At 61.1% G+C, this 15,003-nt stretch carries 15 protein-coding genes; 8 read left to right on the plus strand and 7 right to left on the minus strand.

The window, feature by feature from the left end:
- Positions 1 to 70: 70 nt before the first annotated feature.
- On the plus strand, positions 71 to 910 hold the full coding sequence (locus tag LEPTO7104_RS0108430) for a DNA adenine methylase (protein ID WP_017298123.1): 840 nt from the start codon (positions 71 to 73) through the stop codon (positions 908 to 910).
- A gap of 81 nt (positions 911 to 991) precedes the next feature.
- On the plus strand, positions 992 to 1,723 hold the full coding sequence (locus tag LEPTO7104_RS33210; protein WP_196358098.1) for an EcsC family protein: 732 nt from the start codon (positions 992 to 994) through the stop codon (positions 1,721 to 1,723).
- Here the strand turns inward: LEPTO7104_RS33210 and LEPTO7104_RS0108440 are convergent.
- A complete protein-coding gene (locus tag LEPTO7104_RS0108440) occupies positions 1,713 to 2,192 on the minus strand; it encodes a CRR6 family NdhI maturation factor (RefSeq protein WP_017298125.1) in 480 nt (159 codons plus the stop codon). The genes LEPTO7104_RS33210 and LEPTO7104_RS0108440 overlap by 11 nt on opposite strands.
- Before the next feature lie 528 nt (positions 2,193 to 2,720).
- Between LEPTO7104_RS0108440 and LEPTO7104_RS0108445 the strand changes: the two genes are divergently transcribed.
- Both LEPTO7104_RS0108445 and LEPTO7104_RS0108450 read left to right on the plus strand, forming a co-directional pair.
- Positions 2,721 to 4,004 carry an RNA polymerase sigma factor gene (locus tag LEPTO7104_RS0108445; RefSeq protein WP_017298126.1) on the plus strand — a complete coding sequence of 428 codons (1,284 nt, stop codon included), beginning with the start codon at positions 2,721 to 2,723 and terminating at the stop codon, positions 4,002 to 4,004.
- Between the two features lie 473 nt (positions 4,005 to 4,477).
- Complete coding sequence (locus LEPTO7104_RS0108450) at positions 4,478 to 5,353, plus strand: MBL fold metallo-hydrolase (protein ID WP_040696311.1); 876 nt, start codon at positions 4,478 to 4,480, stop codon at positions 5,351 to 5,353.
- 202 nt (positions 5,354 to 5,555) lie between these two features.
- On the opposite strand, the gene LEPTO7104_RS0108455 is transcribed toward LEPTO7104_RS0108450, so the two are convergent.
- The 5 genes from LEPTO7104_RS0108455 to LEPTO7104_RS33215 form a co-directional block, all read right to left on the minus strand.
- Positions 5,556 to 6,233, minus strand: coding sequence for an SH3 domain-containing protein (locus tag LEPTO7104_RS0108455; protein ID WP_017298128.1), 678 nt, complete (start codon positions 6,231 to 6,233; stop codon positions 5,556 to 5,558).
- 109 nt (positions 6,234 to 6,342) lie between these two features.
- Entirely contained in the window at positions 6,343 to 7,500 is a 1,158-nt protein-coding gene (locus tag LEPTO7104_RS0108460) for an ABC transporter ATP-binding protein (protein ID WP_017298129.1), read from the minus strand.
- Positions 7,501 to 7,861: 361 nt separating this feature from the next.
- Complete coding sequence (locus LEPTO7104_RS0108465; RefSeq protein ID WP_017298130.1) at positions 7,862 to 8,464, minus strand: hypothetical protein; 603 nt, start codon at positions 8,462 to 8,464, stop codon at positions 7,862 to 7,864.
- A gap of 59 nt (positions 8,465 to 8,523) precedes the next feature.
- A complete protein-coding gene (locus tag LEPTO7104_RS0108470; RefSeq protein ID WP_026072497.1) occupies positions 8,524 to 8,961 on the minus strand; it encodes a DUF4079 domain-containing protein in 438 nt (145 codons plus the stop codon).
- Positions 8,962 to 9,090: 129 nt separating this feature from the next.
- Positions 9,091 to 9,456 carry a DUF1830 domain-containing protein gene (locus tag LEPTO7104_RS33215; protein WP_017298132.1) on the minus strand — a complete coding sequence of 122 codons (366 nt, stop codon included), beginning with the start codon at positions 9,454 to 9,456 and terminating at the stop codon, positions 9,091 to 9,093.
- A 431-nt stretch (positions 9,457 to 9,887) separates the two neighbouring features.
- Between LEPTO7104_RS33215 and LEPTO7104_RS0108480 the strand changes: the two genes are divergently transcribed.
- The 4 genes from LEPTO7104_RS0108480 to LEPTO7104_RS0108500 all read left to right on the plus strand — a co-directional run bounded on the left by LEPTO7104_RS0108480 (position 9,888) and on the right by LEPTO7104_RS0108500 (position 14,277).
- On the plus strand, positions 9,888 to 11,483 hold the full coding sequence (locus tag LEPTO7104_RS0108480; protein ID WP_017298133.1) for a photosystem II high light acclimation radical SAM protein: 1,596 nt from the start codon (positions 9,888 to 9,890) through the stop codon (positions 11,481 to 11,483).
- 40 nt (positions 11,484 to 11,523) lie between these two features.
- Complete coding sequence (locus tag LEPTO7104_RS0108485; RefSeq protein ID WP_017298134.1) at positions 11,524 to 12,915, plus strand: DICT sensory domain-containing protein; 1,392 nt, start codon at positions 11,524 to 11,526, stop codon at positions 12,913 to 12,915.
- A gap of 27 nt (positions 12,916 to 12,942) precedes the next feature.
- Positions 12,943 to 13,599 (plus strand): pentapeptide repeat-containing protein, encoded by a 657-nt coding sequence (locus tag LEPTO7104_RS0108490; RefSeq protein ID WP_017298135.1) that lies wholly within the window; start codon positions 12,943 to 12,945, stop codon positions 13,597 to 13,599.
- Between the two features lie 324 nt (positions 13,600 to 13,923).
- A complete protein-coding gene (locus LEPTO7104_RS0108500) occupies positions 13,924 to 14,277 on the plus strand; it encodes a hypothetical protein (protein WP_196358099.1) in 354 nt (117 codons plus the stop codon).
- A gap of 6 nt (positions 14,278 to 14,283) precedes the next feature.
- Here the strand turns inward: LEPTO7104_RS0108500 and LEPTO7104_RS0108505 are convergent, their stop codons facing one another.
- Complete coding sequence (locus LEPTO7104_RS0108505; RefSeq protein ID WP_017298137.1) at positions 14,284 to 14,949, minus strand: Pr6Pr family membrane protein; 666 nt, start codon at positions 14,947 to 14,949, stop codon at positions 14,284 to 14,286.
- Positions 14,950 to 15,003 lie beyond the last annotated feature (54 nt).

Consider the following 15,003-nt stretch of genomic DNA (forward strand, 5'->3'; position numbering starts at 1 on the left):
GCTGAGCTTTGCTATAGTTGGGGCATTCTTCAAAGAGTACATTTGATCTTAGATAGTTTGGGGCAGTTTTGTGACAGCGGCACTCTCGGTTTCCACCTCGCTCTACCCCCGGCCCTTTCTCAAGTGGGCGGGGGGCAAGGGGCGTTTGCTCAAGCAGTACGAGCCGTTTTTGCCCTCGACCATTGACACCTACTACGAGCCGTTTCTGGGCGGCGGGGCCATGTTTTTTCACCTGGCGGGGCGGGCCAAACGGGCGGTACTGGGAGACATCAACCCAGAGCTGGTCAATGTCTACTGCTGCGTGCGCGACCAGGTTGAAACGCTGATTCGCCATCTATGGGATCACCAGCGTCGCCACAGCGCCGACTATTACTATGTCGTCCGCCAGCGTCAGGCCCTGCGATCGCCCGTCGAGCGCGCCGCCCGGCTCATTTACCTCAACAAAACCTGCTACAACGGCCTCTATAGGGAAAACGCCCAGGGCCATTTCAACGTGCCGGTGGGCAAATACAAAAACCCGGTCATCTGCGATCCATCCCTGCTGCGAGCGGCCTCGGCGGCGCTGCAAATCGCCGAGATCCAGACCTTTCCCTTTGAAAGGCTGAAGTCGCGATCGCTGGCCCCCCGCGACTTTGTCTATTTTGACCCGCCCTACCACCCAATTAGCGCCACCAGCAGCTTTACGGGCTACAGCCGCTACGGCTTTACCAAGGCCGACCAGGAGCGCCTGGCGGCGGTGTTTCGCGCCCTGGCCACCGAGGGGCGGCGGGTGGCGCTGTCCAACTCCGACTGCGAGTTCATCCGCGAGCTGTACCAGGGGTTGACGCTGCACCCAATTTTGGCGGCGCGGGCGATCAACTCCCGGGCCGGTTGCCGGGGCAAAATCGGCGAACTTTTGATTATCCCCTGACCTGACCTGGGGACGGATGCCCTGGGGCTGAGAATCGGGTATGACATGAATACCAACCCCCGCCACCTAGAGGCTAACGCTGTGACCACGACCCCGCCCCCCCAGCCAGACCCGACTGACCGCGCCCGCCATACCTTTGAGGCGGTCACCCAGGTAATGCAGGCCGTGGTGGCGGTGCTCGACAACGCCACCGCCACCACGGGCAACGCCGTCTTGTCCAGGTTTCAGCCCTTTTTGGAGCCGATCACGGCCACCGTTGGCAGCGTGGTTGGCCCGATCGCCAACCTGCCCTTTATTCAGTACGCCACGGCGCTGCCGGGGATGCGGGTGCTGCTGGCGGCCCTGGGGCAGGTGAATGTAGAGTCTGTGCGATCGCAGGTGGATGAGCTGCGATCGCAGTACCCCCAGGACGACAAGCGCGCGCTGGCCCAGCGAGTGATGGCCGAAACCGCCCTCAAGGCCGCTACGGTGGGTCTGGCCACCAACTTTGTGCCCCCGGTGGCCTTTATGCTCACCCTGGTGGATATCGGCGCGATCGCCGCCCTCCAGGCCAACATGATCTACCGCATCGCCACCATCTACGGCTATTCCCCCACCGACCACGATCGCCGAGGCGAAGTTCTGGCCATCTGGCTGCTGTCGTCCACCACGGCCGGTATGGTCAAGTCGGGGCTGAGCATTGCGGAACTCATTCCGGGGCTGGGCGCGGTGCTGGGCGTCGCCACCGATGCGTCGCTGATCTACAGCGTCGGCTACTTTGCCTGCCGGTATTACGAAACCAAGCGATCGGCCCCCACCGAAATTATGGTGTGAGCAGGTCAAACAGGCCGTCGTCAATTTCGTAACCCAACATCTGGGTCATAAACTTGAGCCGGGTGTACTGGGTAATGCCCTGGCTCTGCAACCAGGCAGCAATCACAAAAATCTTGGCCATCATAAAAATTTCCAGCGCCTCTGGGTTATAGCGAATGCCCTCGGTGGGACTGAACTGGTGGGGCACCAGCATGGCAGCGTAGCGGCCCAGTTCGCCCGCTTCCCAGTCCAGCACCAGGGGAAGCCAGGGGTAGCAGGTGTCGAGGCGAATAAACCACAGCCGCACCTCCGGCAGTTCTGAGAGTTCCCTGGGGTCGGTGGGGTCGCGGCTAATGTCTACCACAAAGCGCAGGCCGATCTCCCCGTGGGGCAGCTTGCCTTCGGCCAGCAGCGGCTCAATCACCGCCTGGGCTGGGGCCAGATCTAGGGTTTGCAAATGCGACTCGTGCAGGGTAATGGTGTGGGCCATGGGGCAATAACGTTCGATAACAGGCGCTATTGCCTATTGTCGCAGAGGGTGGCCTTGGGCTCATCGAATTCCTGCTGCCAGACTTTTTGCCTCCCGCCGAGCGGGCGCACCGAGGCCGCTGTATTGCCCAACTCGACATCCGATTTTGGCAACCCCGATTCAGCCTCAGGCACCTCGCCGGGGCGCAGCCTGCTATGCCCCTACCAACCGGGGTCATGCAGCCAGGATTGTGTTACAAGGCCCCCAGGGCTGGCATGTCATAAAAATTTGACACCAGGGCGGCAGATCCGATCGGATCGCCAAGGGAGGGGAAATTGCGTCAGTCGTGGAGATGCCATGAACCGCAGGCCCTCAGCCCGTTTGCGCTGACAATTAGCGGCCCTTAGCTAGGGGCCAAATTTTTGCGCTGTGACGAGCATCACAGGCCAGGTTTGGCAAAATCACGGGATTGCGTTAGAAAATCTCACACTTCACAAAAACTTGATACAGCTACATTAGAACTTAACCGCTGGTCATCTATCCAGAGATATGCCCTCTCACCCCCCGTCAGAAACGCAGGAGTTCAATCGCGATGTACAGTTTTTGCTCAAACCCAACAACCCCCACGCGCGATCGCTGCTGGCGTTTATTACGCGCACAATTCACCAGTTTGGGCTTCAGGTCTACATTACCGAAATCGATATTTTTGTCGAAGCCTACCTGCGGGGGGTGAAGTACACCCAGCAAAACCAGGAGCCCATTCGTCAGCCCAAGGCGTGGATGCGGCGCACCGCCTACAACATCATTCGGGAGTGCAAGCGCGATCGCCTGCGCTACTCGGCGGTCGCCTTTGACGAACTGATGGAGCAGCCGTCTGAGGAGTCCGCTGGCACCGCCCTGGAGGCGATCGATGACGGCGCCATTGCCAACTCCATCAATGCCGTGATGCAGGCCCTCGATGCCCTTTCGCCGGGCGATCGCAACCTGATTCAGTGGAAGGTGGTAGAAGGTCTCACCTGGCAGCAGGTGCAGGCTCGATGCGTAACCGAGGGGGAAGAGCGGGTTTCCCAGGCCACCCTGCGCAAGCGGGGCCAGCGCGCCCTGGAGCGTCTGCGGCGCGCCTATCACATTTTCAGCGGCGAACCTGGCGCCCCTGAACTGGACGATATTTTATCCGACCATCCCGACAGCGAGGTGTCTGAGCGCGATCGCGCGATCGCCGCCCCAGCGGTCCCATGGCTGGCCGGGGGCGAAGACAGCCCCTTCAGGGAGCGTCTGTCGTGGACCATTACCCTGGAGGGAGATCTCACCAGCACCTCGACCGACAGAGATCTCATCGCCGCCATCGTAGCCGAACTCAAACAGCATTCGGGGGATGGCTCTTTGATCCCCATCCGGGTTGAGTCGGGCAGCATTGTGATCGAACTCTACGGCACCGCCGAAGGCTACAGCGTTATCGAGGCCCTGATAAATTCCGGCCAGCTGACCAGCATTCTGGGGCTGCCAGTGAAATCGGTGAACCTGGTCAGCCAACCGCCCCAGGCCCTGCCCCCCGCTGCGGTGCCCCAGGACTGTGGTGAAACCTCCCCCCCTGGCCCCGGCATCGAGGTGCCCCCCGAACGTGCCGCCCTCTACAACTTGTTGATTAACCTCCCCGCCGCTCAGCTAAGGGCTGTGGTAGTTGAAGTCAACCTTCCCCGGGGCAACCTACCGCCCTTAGATGCCTCTGCCTGGGAACAGGTGGACTGCCTGTTTGATTGGGCAGAATGCTCTGTCGGCCCAGGGTTAGCATTTCTCAGAACCTGCGTTGCCAACGTCCTCAATCGCCTGTAGAGTTTCCTGCCTGCGGCGGGCGGCGGGCTTTGCCCCAGCGGTATAAGACAGTTCTGCGCCTGGGCGATCGCGCTTCTACCGCCGGACACTATAGCCCTAGTCAATCGGGTTAAGACACTCAAAAGTCTGAGGAACGTTAGAACGTTCTTAAAAAAACTGTCCTCACCCGACTGGCTACAGCTATAACTCGCCCGCCCACCCAAGGCCCCACCCCCGGCAATGGCCTGGCCTGCTGTTCTAACCCCCCAGTCGACGGCTCCAATTCTCCAGGTGGGCATACTAAACCAGCTATGGAAGGTAAACTTGACTGAGGCCCTAGGATGGATCCTCCATAGCCCGGATCGCTGATAACGTTTGAGTTTGGCCGCAGGGGTGCCCACGGCAAGTAACCGCCGTCTAAACACCGTCTAAACTTGGTGAAACGCTGAACTTTCATGGCCAATACCGCTAGCTCTTCTGATGCCCTATTTCCGATGCGCGCTGAGGACGTCGCCCAGCCCCAGCAAAGCACCCCAGGGCAAGCTTTTACGCTGACCTTCTGGGGAGTGCGCGGCAATATTCCGGCACCGGGGGCAGACACGGTGCGCTACGGCGGCAATACCGCCTGCGTGGAGGTGCTGGTGGGCGGTCAGCACCTCATTTTTGATGGGGGCACGGGGCTATGGATGCTGGGCCGTCATCTGGTGGCCCAGGGGCAGCCCGTCAATGCCCATCTGTTTTTTACCCATACCCACTGGGATCGCATTCAGGGCTTTCCGTTCTTTGCCCCCGCCTTTGCCCCCGCTACCCAGCTCAATATTTACGGGGCTCCCGCCCTCAACGGAGCTTCCATCAAGCAGCGCCTGACCGATCAAATGCTGCGGCCCAATTTTTTTAAGCCCCTGCAAACCATGGCCGCCACCATGGCCTTTCACAATATCGCCGCTGGGGAGACCCTCACCCTGGGTGAGGTCACGGTAGAGCCCTGGAGCCTCAACCGCCACACCAGCGCCCTCGGCTACCGGGTGATCTGGCGAGACCACGTGCTAGTCTACGCCACCGACACCGACCCAACCCAAACCAGCCTCGACCCCAATCTGCTGATGCTGGCCAGTGGAGCCGATGTGCTGATCTTTGACGGCACCTACGCCGATGCCGCCTACTCAGACCCCAACGGCTGTGGGCTAAAGCCTTGGCACCTGGGCATTGAGGTGGCCCAGGCTAGCCAGGTTAAGCAGCTGGTGCTGTTTCACCACAACCCCTGCCATAGTGACGATCACCTCGATCAGCTAGAACGCCAGGTCCGGGCCAGCTTTGCCAATGCCAGCCTGGCCCGCGAAGGCATGACCCTTGACCTGGCTAAGGGCTAGGCTGGTCGAAGATGTGTCTTGCTCGCGCGGTCCTAATCGGTACAGCCAGATTGAGGTGGCGGTTGCCACAACCTTGAACAGAAAAGCGGCACGCGATGGCGGAAACAGATCTACCGTTCTGTCCCCTTGCTCCCGATCTCCCCTGCTCCCGATTTCCCCTGCCCTCTAGCTAAAACCAGTAGGATCCCAACTCGCGCCGCAGCTAGGTGGGCTGGAGCAGATCGCCTCGCACCCAGCCGGTGGTGCCCCGGTAGGTGACCTGATACCAGATAAAGCCGTCCTTTGGGTTGCCCACCCGGTCTAGCACCTCCACGACGGCGCGGCGGGGGGCGCTGCCCACAATGGTGCTGCCCAGTCGTGGGGCCGATCGCAGCCGGGCGGCTTCGGCTGACAGCACCAGAGCCGGGGTGCCGGGGGCAAAATTGTTGCCGCGAAAGTCGCTGGCGCCAGAGGCTACCCCCACCACGGCGTTAGAGCCGGGTTCCTGGAGCACAACGCGGCCATTGGCGACAATTTTTAGCTCAGTTTCACCCTGAACCGTAATACTGGCCGAGCGCTCGGCCTCTCCCCGAGTAGTGACATAGACGGTTCGATCGCGGCTGCTAGCTGCCAGCTGAGCCGGGGCGCCGCGCACCTCTACCGCATTGGTGGCCCTGTTGTAGAGGTTCATAAATAAATCGCTACCGCTGCGATAAACCCGCACCGCCATCGAGCTGGTTTCAAAGTAGAGCACGGTTTCAACAATGCCTTCCTGGGCCAGCAGCGGAACTTGCTCCGGTGCGTTGGGCGCTGGGGCAAGGGAAACTGCGGCTAGAGCAGGGGCGACCAGCACGCTGAGGCCGGCAAGGGATAGGCAAACGCTTTGGTAAACCCGGTTCATAGTACAGCGACCTGAAATAACGAAGGGAAAAGGGGTGGGGGCAGAATCGCCATCTCAGCGCCCCACCGCAACCTTACTGCAAAACGCCAGACCTAAATCGGTCAAAGGGCTAACGCACCAGGGGCGCCGTTGGGTCAGCCGCCGCAGAGCCGGAGGTGTGTTTGCCTGGGGCCGGGTACAGGCGCACTCGCTGGGAGGGCACTGTGATGGCGACTCGACTGCCCACAGCGATCGCCTTGCCTACGGGCTGTCGGGCGTAGATGAGGGGGCCAGCGGGCGTTTGAAGGCAGTACCTGTATTCCCGGCCCAGGAACTGGCGATCGCGCACCACCGCTATCCCCGCTTCGTCTTCGCTGAGCGCAAGGTCTTCCTGTCGTATCATCAGATCCGCCTGGGATGGGCGAACTGCCTCGAACTGGCGATCGGCCCCAGGGGCAAAGCAGCCGACGTCGGTTTGCCATCCCTGGGGGCCAAGTCGGGCCGGTAAAAAGTTGGCCTGGGTGACAAACTCGGCCACAAAACGCGACGCAGGTCGGTCGTAAACCGCCTCGGGGGTGTCAATCTGCTCCAGGTGGCCCTGGTGCATAACGGCGACGCGATCGGCCAGGGCCAGGGCTTCCTCCTGGTCGTGGGTGACAAATACCGCCGACGTGCCCACCTGCCGCAAAATGTCGCGCACCTCCTGGCGCAGGTAGAGCCGCACCTGCACATCCAGGTTGCTGAAGGGCTCGTCCAGCAGAATAATGGCGGGACGCGGGGCCAGGGCGCGGGCCAGGGCCACCCGCTGCTGCTGCCCCCCAGACAGCTCGTGGGGGAAACGGTGCTTCAGCCCCTCTAGCCCCACCAGCGCGATCGCCGCTGCCGTTAGCTTCTCAACCTCAGGCCCGGTCGGCCTTTCCCGCTGCATTCCCTGCCGCCGCCTGGGCTTTGCCCCACGCCCCTGGAGACCAAAGGCCACATTCTTCTCCACGCTCAGGTGCGGAAACAGCGCGTAGTCCTGAAACACAATGCCCACATCGCGGTGCTCGGGAGGAAGCCAGGTGGCCCCGCTCACCGGCTGATGGCCCAAATAAACAGTGCCGCCATCGGGGCGCTCAAACCCAGCAATGAGCCGCAGCAGCGTCGTTTTGCCACATCCTGACGGTCCCAACAGCCCCAAAATTTCGCCCTGCCCCAGGCTCAGGCTCACCTGGTCTACCGCCGGGGGCAGCTGGGGGCTGTAGCGCTTGCTAACCGCATCTAGGCGAAGAATATCCGTTGGGGGCATAGTCTGACAAACAAAGGGGCGGCAGGGCAGCTGTAGCTATAGTCACGGCGGTTAGAACACCCAGAAACCTTTGGCCGTTCAAACGCTTGAACGGCCAAAGGAGGCATGTCTTAATCAGACTGACTACAGCTATAGCTGAAAGGGCAAAGCGCACAGGCAAGTGCGCAAGAAGAGATCGTTAATGAAAATTTTATTCATTAACTATACCCTCTGTTGCGCAGTTTTCCCGCCATAGATACCAGGGTCCGGGGCGATAAGGCCCCCAAAGAGCTGCAACCCTTTGGCCTCAACCCCCTCTGCCGCCTATCTAAGCTGACGTCTCTATTGATAGCAGCTCTCAACCGTCGCTGGCCAAGCCCGCCTAGGTCAGCTGCAATGCGGTGGCAATCGTCCAGGCGTCGACCAGCAGCAGCAGCAGGGTAAAGCCCAGCAGAATAAAGTACATCCAGGGCTGGGCCAGGGGCCTTATATCCTGGGTGTCGATGCCGGTGTAGGTTTCAACCAGCCCCACCAGCCGCGCAAACCCCGACACCCGCATGGGCAGCAAATAGGCCCGCTGGTCGGCTCCGACGAAGTAGTATACGAGGCCCCCCTGGCCCGTGGAGCGAGGCTTTAGCGCCTGAACATCCTCCCACCGCAGGCACCAGCCACTCCGAAACAACCAGCGAATCCAGCCTGGGTAAAGCACCTGAATGCCCTGGCTGTCGACTTCAACCCGCTGCCCCAGGGCGCCGTAGAGGCCAAGCCCGCCCAGCCCAATACCCACCGCCAGCAGTGCCGGAGAAACCGCTGCCTGGGTAGCCCTAGCCAGAAAGGGCAGTGGGCCCATCAGCGCCAGGTACAGCAGCAGCAGCGTTAGCCGTATCAAAGCAGCGATATGAAACACCTGAGGCCCCGGCGGCGGGTCACATGGCCCGCCGGGGATCGAGGTAGCCTGGGTCAGCGGTGAAGGCTCGGCCATCATACTTTCAGGGGTAGTCGTAAGCTAAAAAAGCAAGGGCACTCTAGCCGGAAGCGCCCCCTTTAAGGTAAATACTTTTGCACCACCTGCCAACCCGAGAGCCCCACCGCCGTGAGCGTTAGACCCAGCACACCGTTGAGGCTGAGGTGCAGCGATCGCGCCCAGGGCCGCTCTGGAGCAATGCGGCTAGCACTCCAGGCCGATGCCAGCGCCACCGATACCACCGCCAGGCCAAACACCAGATGGACGGAGTGGCCCAGGGTGCCGTACTCGCCCAGGGTCCCCACTATGCCAATGGCCAGCAGCCCCAGCACCAGGGTCACCATTGTCGCACCTAGGGCAATGTGCAGGGGCCGCAGCCAGGCCGACTGCTCCTGCCCCTTAGACCGGGTGTAAAACAACACGCTACCCGTTACAGCCAGCAGCCCGTAGCCCGTGAGCGTCAGCCCCATAGACCAGGCCGCAATGCGCCAAAGCCACAAAAACGAAGGTAGGTCCACAATTTTCCCCAAACGCCGCCACTAGCACTGTTCCAGTAGCTCAAGGGGTACGGGAGACCAACCCTCAATCCGCTTGCGTACCGGCAGGCGCATCCAAGGCAACAGAAGCTAGATCCCCAATGTAGCAGGCTAGCTAGCTGGAGACACAGCCACCGCCGCTGACGGACCCTGAACTGGCTCCCCCAGGCGACTCGCCTGAGGTTCAGCCCCCACGTCTGAGGGAAAAACCGTCGGTTCTGGATCGTCTACGGCCAGGCGATCGCAGGGGATGCTGTCGGACAAAATGGCGCTGGCCATCATGCCGGTGTGAATTTCTAAAATTGCCCTGGGAACAGTCTCAAACAGCAATCGCTGGCCGGGAAAAACAACGCGCTCAAAGTACCAATCAGACACATTTGTGATGCGGGCAACCTGAATTTTACTGGTTGCGTTGATGTAGCAGCAGAGAATCTGGCTCTGGCCATCGGAGGGAAGGGGATCAAGGATTTGTGCCATTGATGCTTTACGGCAATACTGCAAGAATCACTGCGCAAAGCCTAACACTTCGCGATCCCAGACTGTTGTAAAGGCGACTACCAACCCCTACAGCCCCGTCATCATTCAGAATATTTGGACACAATCCTTAAAGCTTTGCAATGCCCTAAAGCTGAGAACAGGGGCTGGCTGCCCCGCGATCCCCGGCCTTACCGCTCCGCTGAAATGGCCGTGCTCACCTCGAGAAAAAGACGAAAAGCTTAACAATATTTTTATACCATGGCTTTACTCTCCCGAGGCCATTCGTCTGCGGTGCTTTTGGGGCCAGGGGGAGGCGTCTACGCAAGACTTTTCGGCGCAGCCAATAGGCCCTTCGGGAGGGATTTTTGGGTTCCCCCTGCGGAGAGGAATGGACGGTGTTATCGTGAAGATATGTATCAAGTCTGATCAGCATGCCCTTTCCTACCACTGGCCATGCCCGTGTTCTCTATGTGCGGCTGCCCTGCAATCCCATCTTTCCGATCGGGGTGGTCTACCTGGCTGACCACGTGCACAAGCTGTTGCCCTCGGTAGAACAGCGCATTTTCGATCTGGGTGCCGTACCGCCCCTCGACTACGGCGCTGCCCTCGATCGCTGCATCGATAACTTTCAGCCCACTCTGCTGGTCTTCTCCTGGCGGGATATTCAAATTTTTGCGCCCGTGGGCGGTCGCGGCGGCAACCCGCTGCAAAACGCCTTTGAGTTTTTCTACGCCCGCAACCTCTGGCTCAAGGCGCGGGGCGCCTTCGGCGGGCTGCGCATGGCCACCACCTACCTGGCGGAGCTGTGGCGCAATCAGGGATTGATCAAGCGAGGCATCAGGCGAGCCCGGCGCTACTGCCAAGACGTCACCACTGTAGTGGGCGGCGGTGCGGTGAGCGTCTTCTACGAGCAGCTTCACAACCGCCTGCCCAAGGGGACGATCATCTCGGTTGGCGAGGGGGAAATGCTGCTGGAGCGGCTGCTGCGGGGCGAAGATTTTACCGACCAGCGCTGCTATATCGCGGGAGAGACTGCGCCGCGCGATCGCCTCATCCACGAAGAGCCCGCCCCCCTCGAAAAAACCGCCTGCAACTACGACTATATCGAGGCGATTTGGCCCGAGTTTGACTATTACTTGCAAGACCAGGATTTCTACATTGGCGTGCAGACCAAGCGGGGCTGCCCCCACAACTGCTGCTACTGCATTTACACCGTGGTCGAGGGCAAGCAGGTGCGCATCAACCCCGCCGAGGAGGTGGTGGCCGAAATGCAGCAGCTGTACAGGCGAGGCGTGCGCAACTTCTGGTTTACCGATGCCCAGTTCATTCCGGCCCGCCGCTTCATGGACGATGCCGAGGAGCTGCTGCAAAAAATCCTCGACGCCGGGATGACCGACATCCACTGGGCCGCCTACATTCGCGCCGACAATCTCACCCCCAAGCTCTGCCAGCTGATGGCCAAGACGGGCATGAACTATTTTGAGATCGGCATCACCAGCGGCTCTCAGGAGCTGGTCCGCAAGATGCGGATGGGCTACAACCTGCGCACGGTGCTGCAAAACTGCAAAGACCTCAAGGCCGCCGGATTCAACGACCTGGTATCGGTGAACTACTCCTTCAACGTGATCGATGAACGCCCCGAAACCATTCGCCAGACCCTGGCCTACCACCGGGCGCTGGAGGAGGTGTTTGGCCGCGACAAGGTGGAGCCCGCCATTTTCTTCATTGGCCTGCAGCCCCACACTCACCTGGAAGAGTACGCCTTCGACAAAAATATTCTCAGGCGCGACTACAACCCGCTGGATATTCACCTGCCCTGGGTGTCGAAGAAGCTGCTGTGGAACCCGGAGCCGCTGGGGTCATTCTTGGGCGACGTGTGTTTGGAGGCCTGGCAGCGCAACCCCGATGACTTCGGTCGCGAGGTGATGGATATTCTGGAAGAGCGTCTGGGGCGCGCGCCTTTGGAAGAAGCTTTGAGCGCCCCCATCCAGGCTGACCGCCGCCCTCTGGCTGCGTTATCATCCTGATTACAAGGGTTACAGTCAATTGAAACTATAGGGGATCGCAATGCTGGAGGGGTCGTTATTAAAGCAGCTGGTGGATGGTCGCGCTGAACCTGACACCACGCCGCTCAACTATGGTGTGTACTACAAAAACACCCTGGTTGCCCTCTGCCACGCCCTGGAAGACTGCATTTTGACCTCTGGCTCGGCGCCCCTGGTGATTACGGCCTTTCAGCGGGGCAAATGGTATTTAGAAGAGGCCGATCGCTACAGCGCGATCGCCGACAAGGCCCAGCAGATTGTGATCATGGCGGCCTCCGAAGCTGGCTTCCACGACCACCCCACCAGCCAGCGTCAGAATGTGGCCCTGGTGGATCTGGCCCCCAGCGATCCGGTGGCCGAGGAGTGGCACCTGATGATTCTCTCGCCCGACTACACGGCCATGGTGCTGTGTCAGGAGTTGTCGGTAGCCGACTACGGCCCAGGGGGCGTGCCCGAGCACGACCTGGAGCGCAAGTTCTACGGGTTTTGGACCTTTGACTCGGCCCTGGTGAGCCAAACCGTAGAACTGGCGATCGCCCACGTGGGCCGCTACAACTCCGACCTCCAAGCCCAGCTGGCCGATCAGCTGACTACCCTAAAGCAGGAAAACCCCGCGCTGCAGAGCGATGCCCCTGCCACCGTCAGCAACACCGTGACCCAGGTGGTACACTACCTGCAAAACAGCCGCAACGACCTCAGGGGCAACCTCGCCTTCAGCCTGGTAGAAGACCTGGAGCAGAACCTGGTGTCCAACGAGCTTCAGGCTTTTTTGCGCATGGCCCAGCTGGTCGACTTTAGCGACCCAATCAATCCCCTGGCGGCCAGCGAAGTGGTGTCTCTGCTGGAGATGATGGGCCAGCTGCTCGACCTGCCCGCCTGGCAGCTCCAGCGGCTGCGGCTGGCCGGTATGCTGCACCGGATTGCCCCGGCCCCCGATCTGGCCACCCTGGCCAACGACGGTCCCAGCTGTCCGCTGATTCCCGAGGTGCAGGCCCTGCGCCTGATGCCCCGCCTGCGGGCGGTGGCCGCCATTATTGCCCACCAGGGCGAGCGCTGGGATGGCAGCGGCTATCCGGCCGGGCTAACGGGCGACGCGGTACCGCTGGAGTCGCGCATGCTCAGCCTGGTGGCCGAATTTCAGCGGCGGGTAGCTGAAGCCCGCCATGGTCAGGATGTCGCCGATGGCAATATGGCCGTGCTGGGAGAGGTCTTGGGCACCTGCCAGGCTGAAGCCGGGGAGCAGTGGGATCCAAAACTGGTTGAAATCTTGGGGCTGATGGTGATGGGCCTCCAGCAGGGTATGAGCTTGCCCACAATACCCACTAAAATTACCCTGGGTTCGGGGCTGCTGAACCCCGATGTCGCCGATCAAACCTCGGTTTTTCCCGCTGCCTCTGAAATGCTGCCTCGATAGTTTTTTCGCCAAGTTTTTTTCGTAACCGTGACCCCTGTGCCCAGCGACTCTATAGATATTGCCGCCCTGCGATCGGGCAAGCTCCGCCACCTGTCCGGGGCCAATTTAGAAGACGAAGACCTCTCTGGTACCGATTTATCGGGGGTTTACCTGGCTGGGGCCAGCCTGGTAGGAGCCGATCTAAGCCGCGCCACTCTGGCTAAGGCCCACCTCGAAGGTGCCAACTTAATGGGGGCGCACCTGGTGGGTACCGACCTGCGGGCCAATCTGTGGGGGGCCAACCTGATGCAGTGCGACCTGACCGGGGCTGACCTGCGCGGCGCCAACCTGCGCGGCGCCAATCTGATGGGGGCGCGTCTGGCCGGGGTTAGCCTGGCTGGAGCGTTCCTGAACGGCTGCAACCTGATGGGGGTCAATCTGCAAGGGGTAGACCTGCGCGGGGCCGACCTGCGCGGGGCCAACCTCAGCGACACCAACTTGAAAGGGGCCGACCTCTCGCAGACTGACTTACAGGGGGGCCGCCTGGACAATGCCAACCTGGAAGAAGCCGACCTGCGGCAGGCCAACCTGTCGGGGGCATCCCTGGGGGGGGCCAACTTGCTCTGTGCCGACCTGACCGGCACCCAGCTCGACGGGGCCAGCCTGACCGGAGCCTGCCTGATTGGCACCCGTCTGGATCGCTGAGAGCGAGTGTTTGGGCCATTCTGTACCGTCAAGCCTGGCCGATTCGCCCCCTTGGGCATATCTATGGAAGGGCGAGCGGCTGGGCTGGCGGTCCCTGTTTGATCTGGGCCGCCAGCAGCATGGGCTGGCGGCGCGATAGAGTAGGCTCATGGTCCAGCGGCGCTGGACCATGAGCCTATCAGAACGCTATAGGCCTTTAGGGCGGCTCACTGCTCTACCAACGCCTTCCCTGGAACCTGCCTGAATACCTCCTCGAACGGCACGCCTATGCCCCTCGCTATCTGCATGCGGCGCGCGCTTACCCTTCCCCTAGGGGCAATGGTGATGGCCTGTTCTCTGGCCTGCCAAGCAATTCCCCCAGCGGATAACTCAAGCGCCCGAGATAAAATCGCCTTTGACCTGAGCCTGCTGGACGAGAACGGCCTCTACGGCCCCCCGGACGGAAAGCGATCGCTCGACTACGAGTTTTGCATCCCCACTGGCGATGCCTACGCCCAGGCGGTGGGGGCGATCGATCCTTCAGCGCAGTTTTTTCCTCAGAGCCAGGGGCGGATCGGCTGCGGTGAGGGGCAGGTGCTGGCGATCGGCAATACCCACCAGGCCGACCACGAGGATATTTTGATTGAGCTGGCCAACCTCGACTACATCGATCGCATCCAGCCGGTGGACTGGGAGTAGATTGCCCTAGCCGAAGCGAGAGAATTGGCGCTGGCGCCGGTCCAGTCGCCCCAGCTGAATCAAACCCAGGCAGAGGAGCGCAAAGACCGCCAAAATGCCTGCCGCATTGAGCAACACTCGGGGGTAGCCCAGGGCAGTTACATCGATAAACGGGTAGGGGTAGCGGCCCCGAATTGCCCCCAGCACCAGGGCGTAGACGGCGTAGCCCAGGGGATAGAGCATCCAGCGCAGGATGGCGGCGGGGCGCAGCCTGCCTTTGGGGACACCCCACCACCAGTAGATCCCAAAGAGCGGCGGCATCACGTAGTGCAGCAGCACATCGGCCAGCTTTTGCAGCCCCTGGGGTTCCCAGATATGGCGCAAGATCAGAAAGTAAACGCTGCCCACCACCAGGATGCTGGCCGTAATCGCCGTGATCACTCCCGGCCTGCGAAAGAACGCCAGCAAAGCCGGGGAGGTGCGATCGGGCAGGGCGGCAGCGGTGAGGGCGATCGCCGCTAGCCCGTTCGTCAAAATTGTGAAATAGCTGAAGTAGGCCACCACGCCGCCCAGGACGCCAGTGCCATTGGCAACCCCCAGCTGCACCGAGAGGTAAAACTGCGCGGCCAGGGCAAACCAGCCCACCAGGGCCGAGAGGGCAGCAAACCCTCTGAGGCCAGAGGAAAGTAGCATAGCTGCGTCGCAAGCGAGATGAAATACGGCCAGAGCAGACTATATCGCCCAAGG

The organism is Nodosilinea nodulosa PCC 7104 (genome assembly GCF_000309385.1).
In the GTDB taxonomy this organism is placed as follows: domain Bacteria; phylum Cyanobacteriota; class Cyanobacteriia; order Phormidesmidales; family Phormidesmidaceae; genus Nodosilinea; species Nodosilinea nodulosa.

Excerpts from the sequence above, each read along its gene's own strand:
- LEPTO7104_RS0108440 (WP_017298125.1), bottom strand. The coding sequence starts at position 2,192 with ATGGCCCACACCATTACCCTGCACGAGTCGCATTTGCAAACCCTAGAT.
- LEPTO7104_RS0108445 (WP_017298126.1), top strand. The coding sequence starts at position 2,721 with ATGCCCTCTCACCCCCCGTCAGAAACGCAGGAGTTCAATCGCGATGTA.
- LEPTO7104_RS0108450 (WP_040696311.1), top strand. The coding sequence starts at position 4,478 with ATGCGCGCTGAGGACGTCGCCCAGCCCCAGCAAAGCACCCCAGGGCAA.
- LEPTO7104_RS0108455 (WP_017298128.1), bottom strand. The coding sequence starts at position 6,233 with ATGAACCGGGTTTACCAAAGCGTTTGCCTATCCCTTGCCGGCCTCAGC.
- LEPTO7104_RS0108460 (WP_017298129.1), bottom strand. The coding sequence starts at position 7,500 with ATGCCCCCAACGGATATTCTTCGCCTAGATGCGGTTAGCAAGCGCTAC.
- LEPTO7104_RS0108465 (WP_017298130.1), bottom strand. The coding sequence starts at position 8,464 with ATGATGGCCGAGCCTTCACCGCTGACCCAGGCTACCTCGATCCCCGGC.
- LEPTO7104_RS33215 (WP_017298132.1), bottom strand. The coding sequence starts at position 9,456 with ATGGCACAAATCCTTGATCCCCTTCCCTCCGATGGCCAGAGCCAGATT.
- LEPTO7104_RS0108480 (WP_017298133.1), top strand. The coding sequence starts at position 9,888 with ATGCCCTTTCCTACCACTGGCCATGCCCGTGTTCTCTATGTGCGGCTG.
- LEPTO7104_RS0108485 (WP_017298134.1), top strand. The coding sequence starts at position 11,524 with ATGCTGGAGGGGTCGTTATTAAAGCAGCTGGTGGATGGTCGCGCTGAA.
- LEPTO7104_RS0108500 (WP_196358099.1), top strand. The coding sequence starts at position 13,924 with ATGGCCTGTTCTCTGGCCTGCCAAGCAATTCCCCCAGCGGATAACTCA.
- LEPTO7104_RS0108505 (WP_017298137.1), bottom strand. The coding sequence starts at position 14,949 with ATGCTACTTTCCTCTGGCCTCAGAGGGTTTGCTGCCCTCTCGGCCCTG.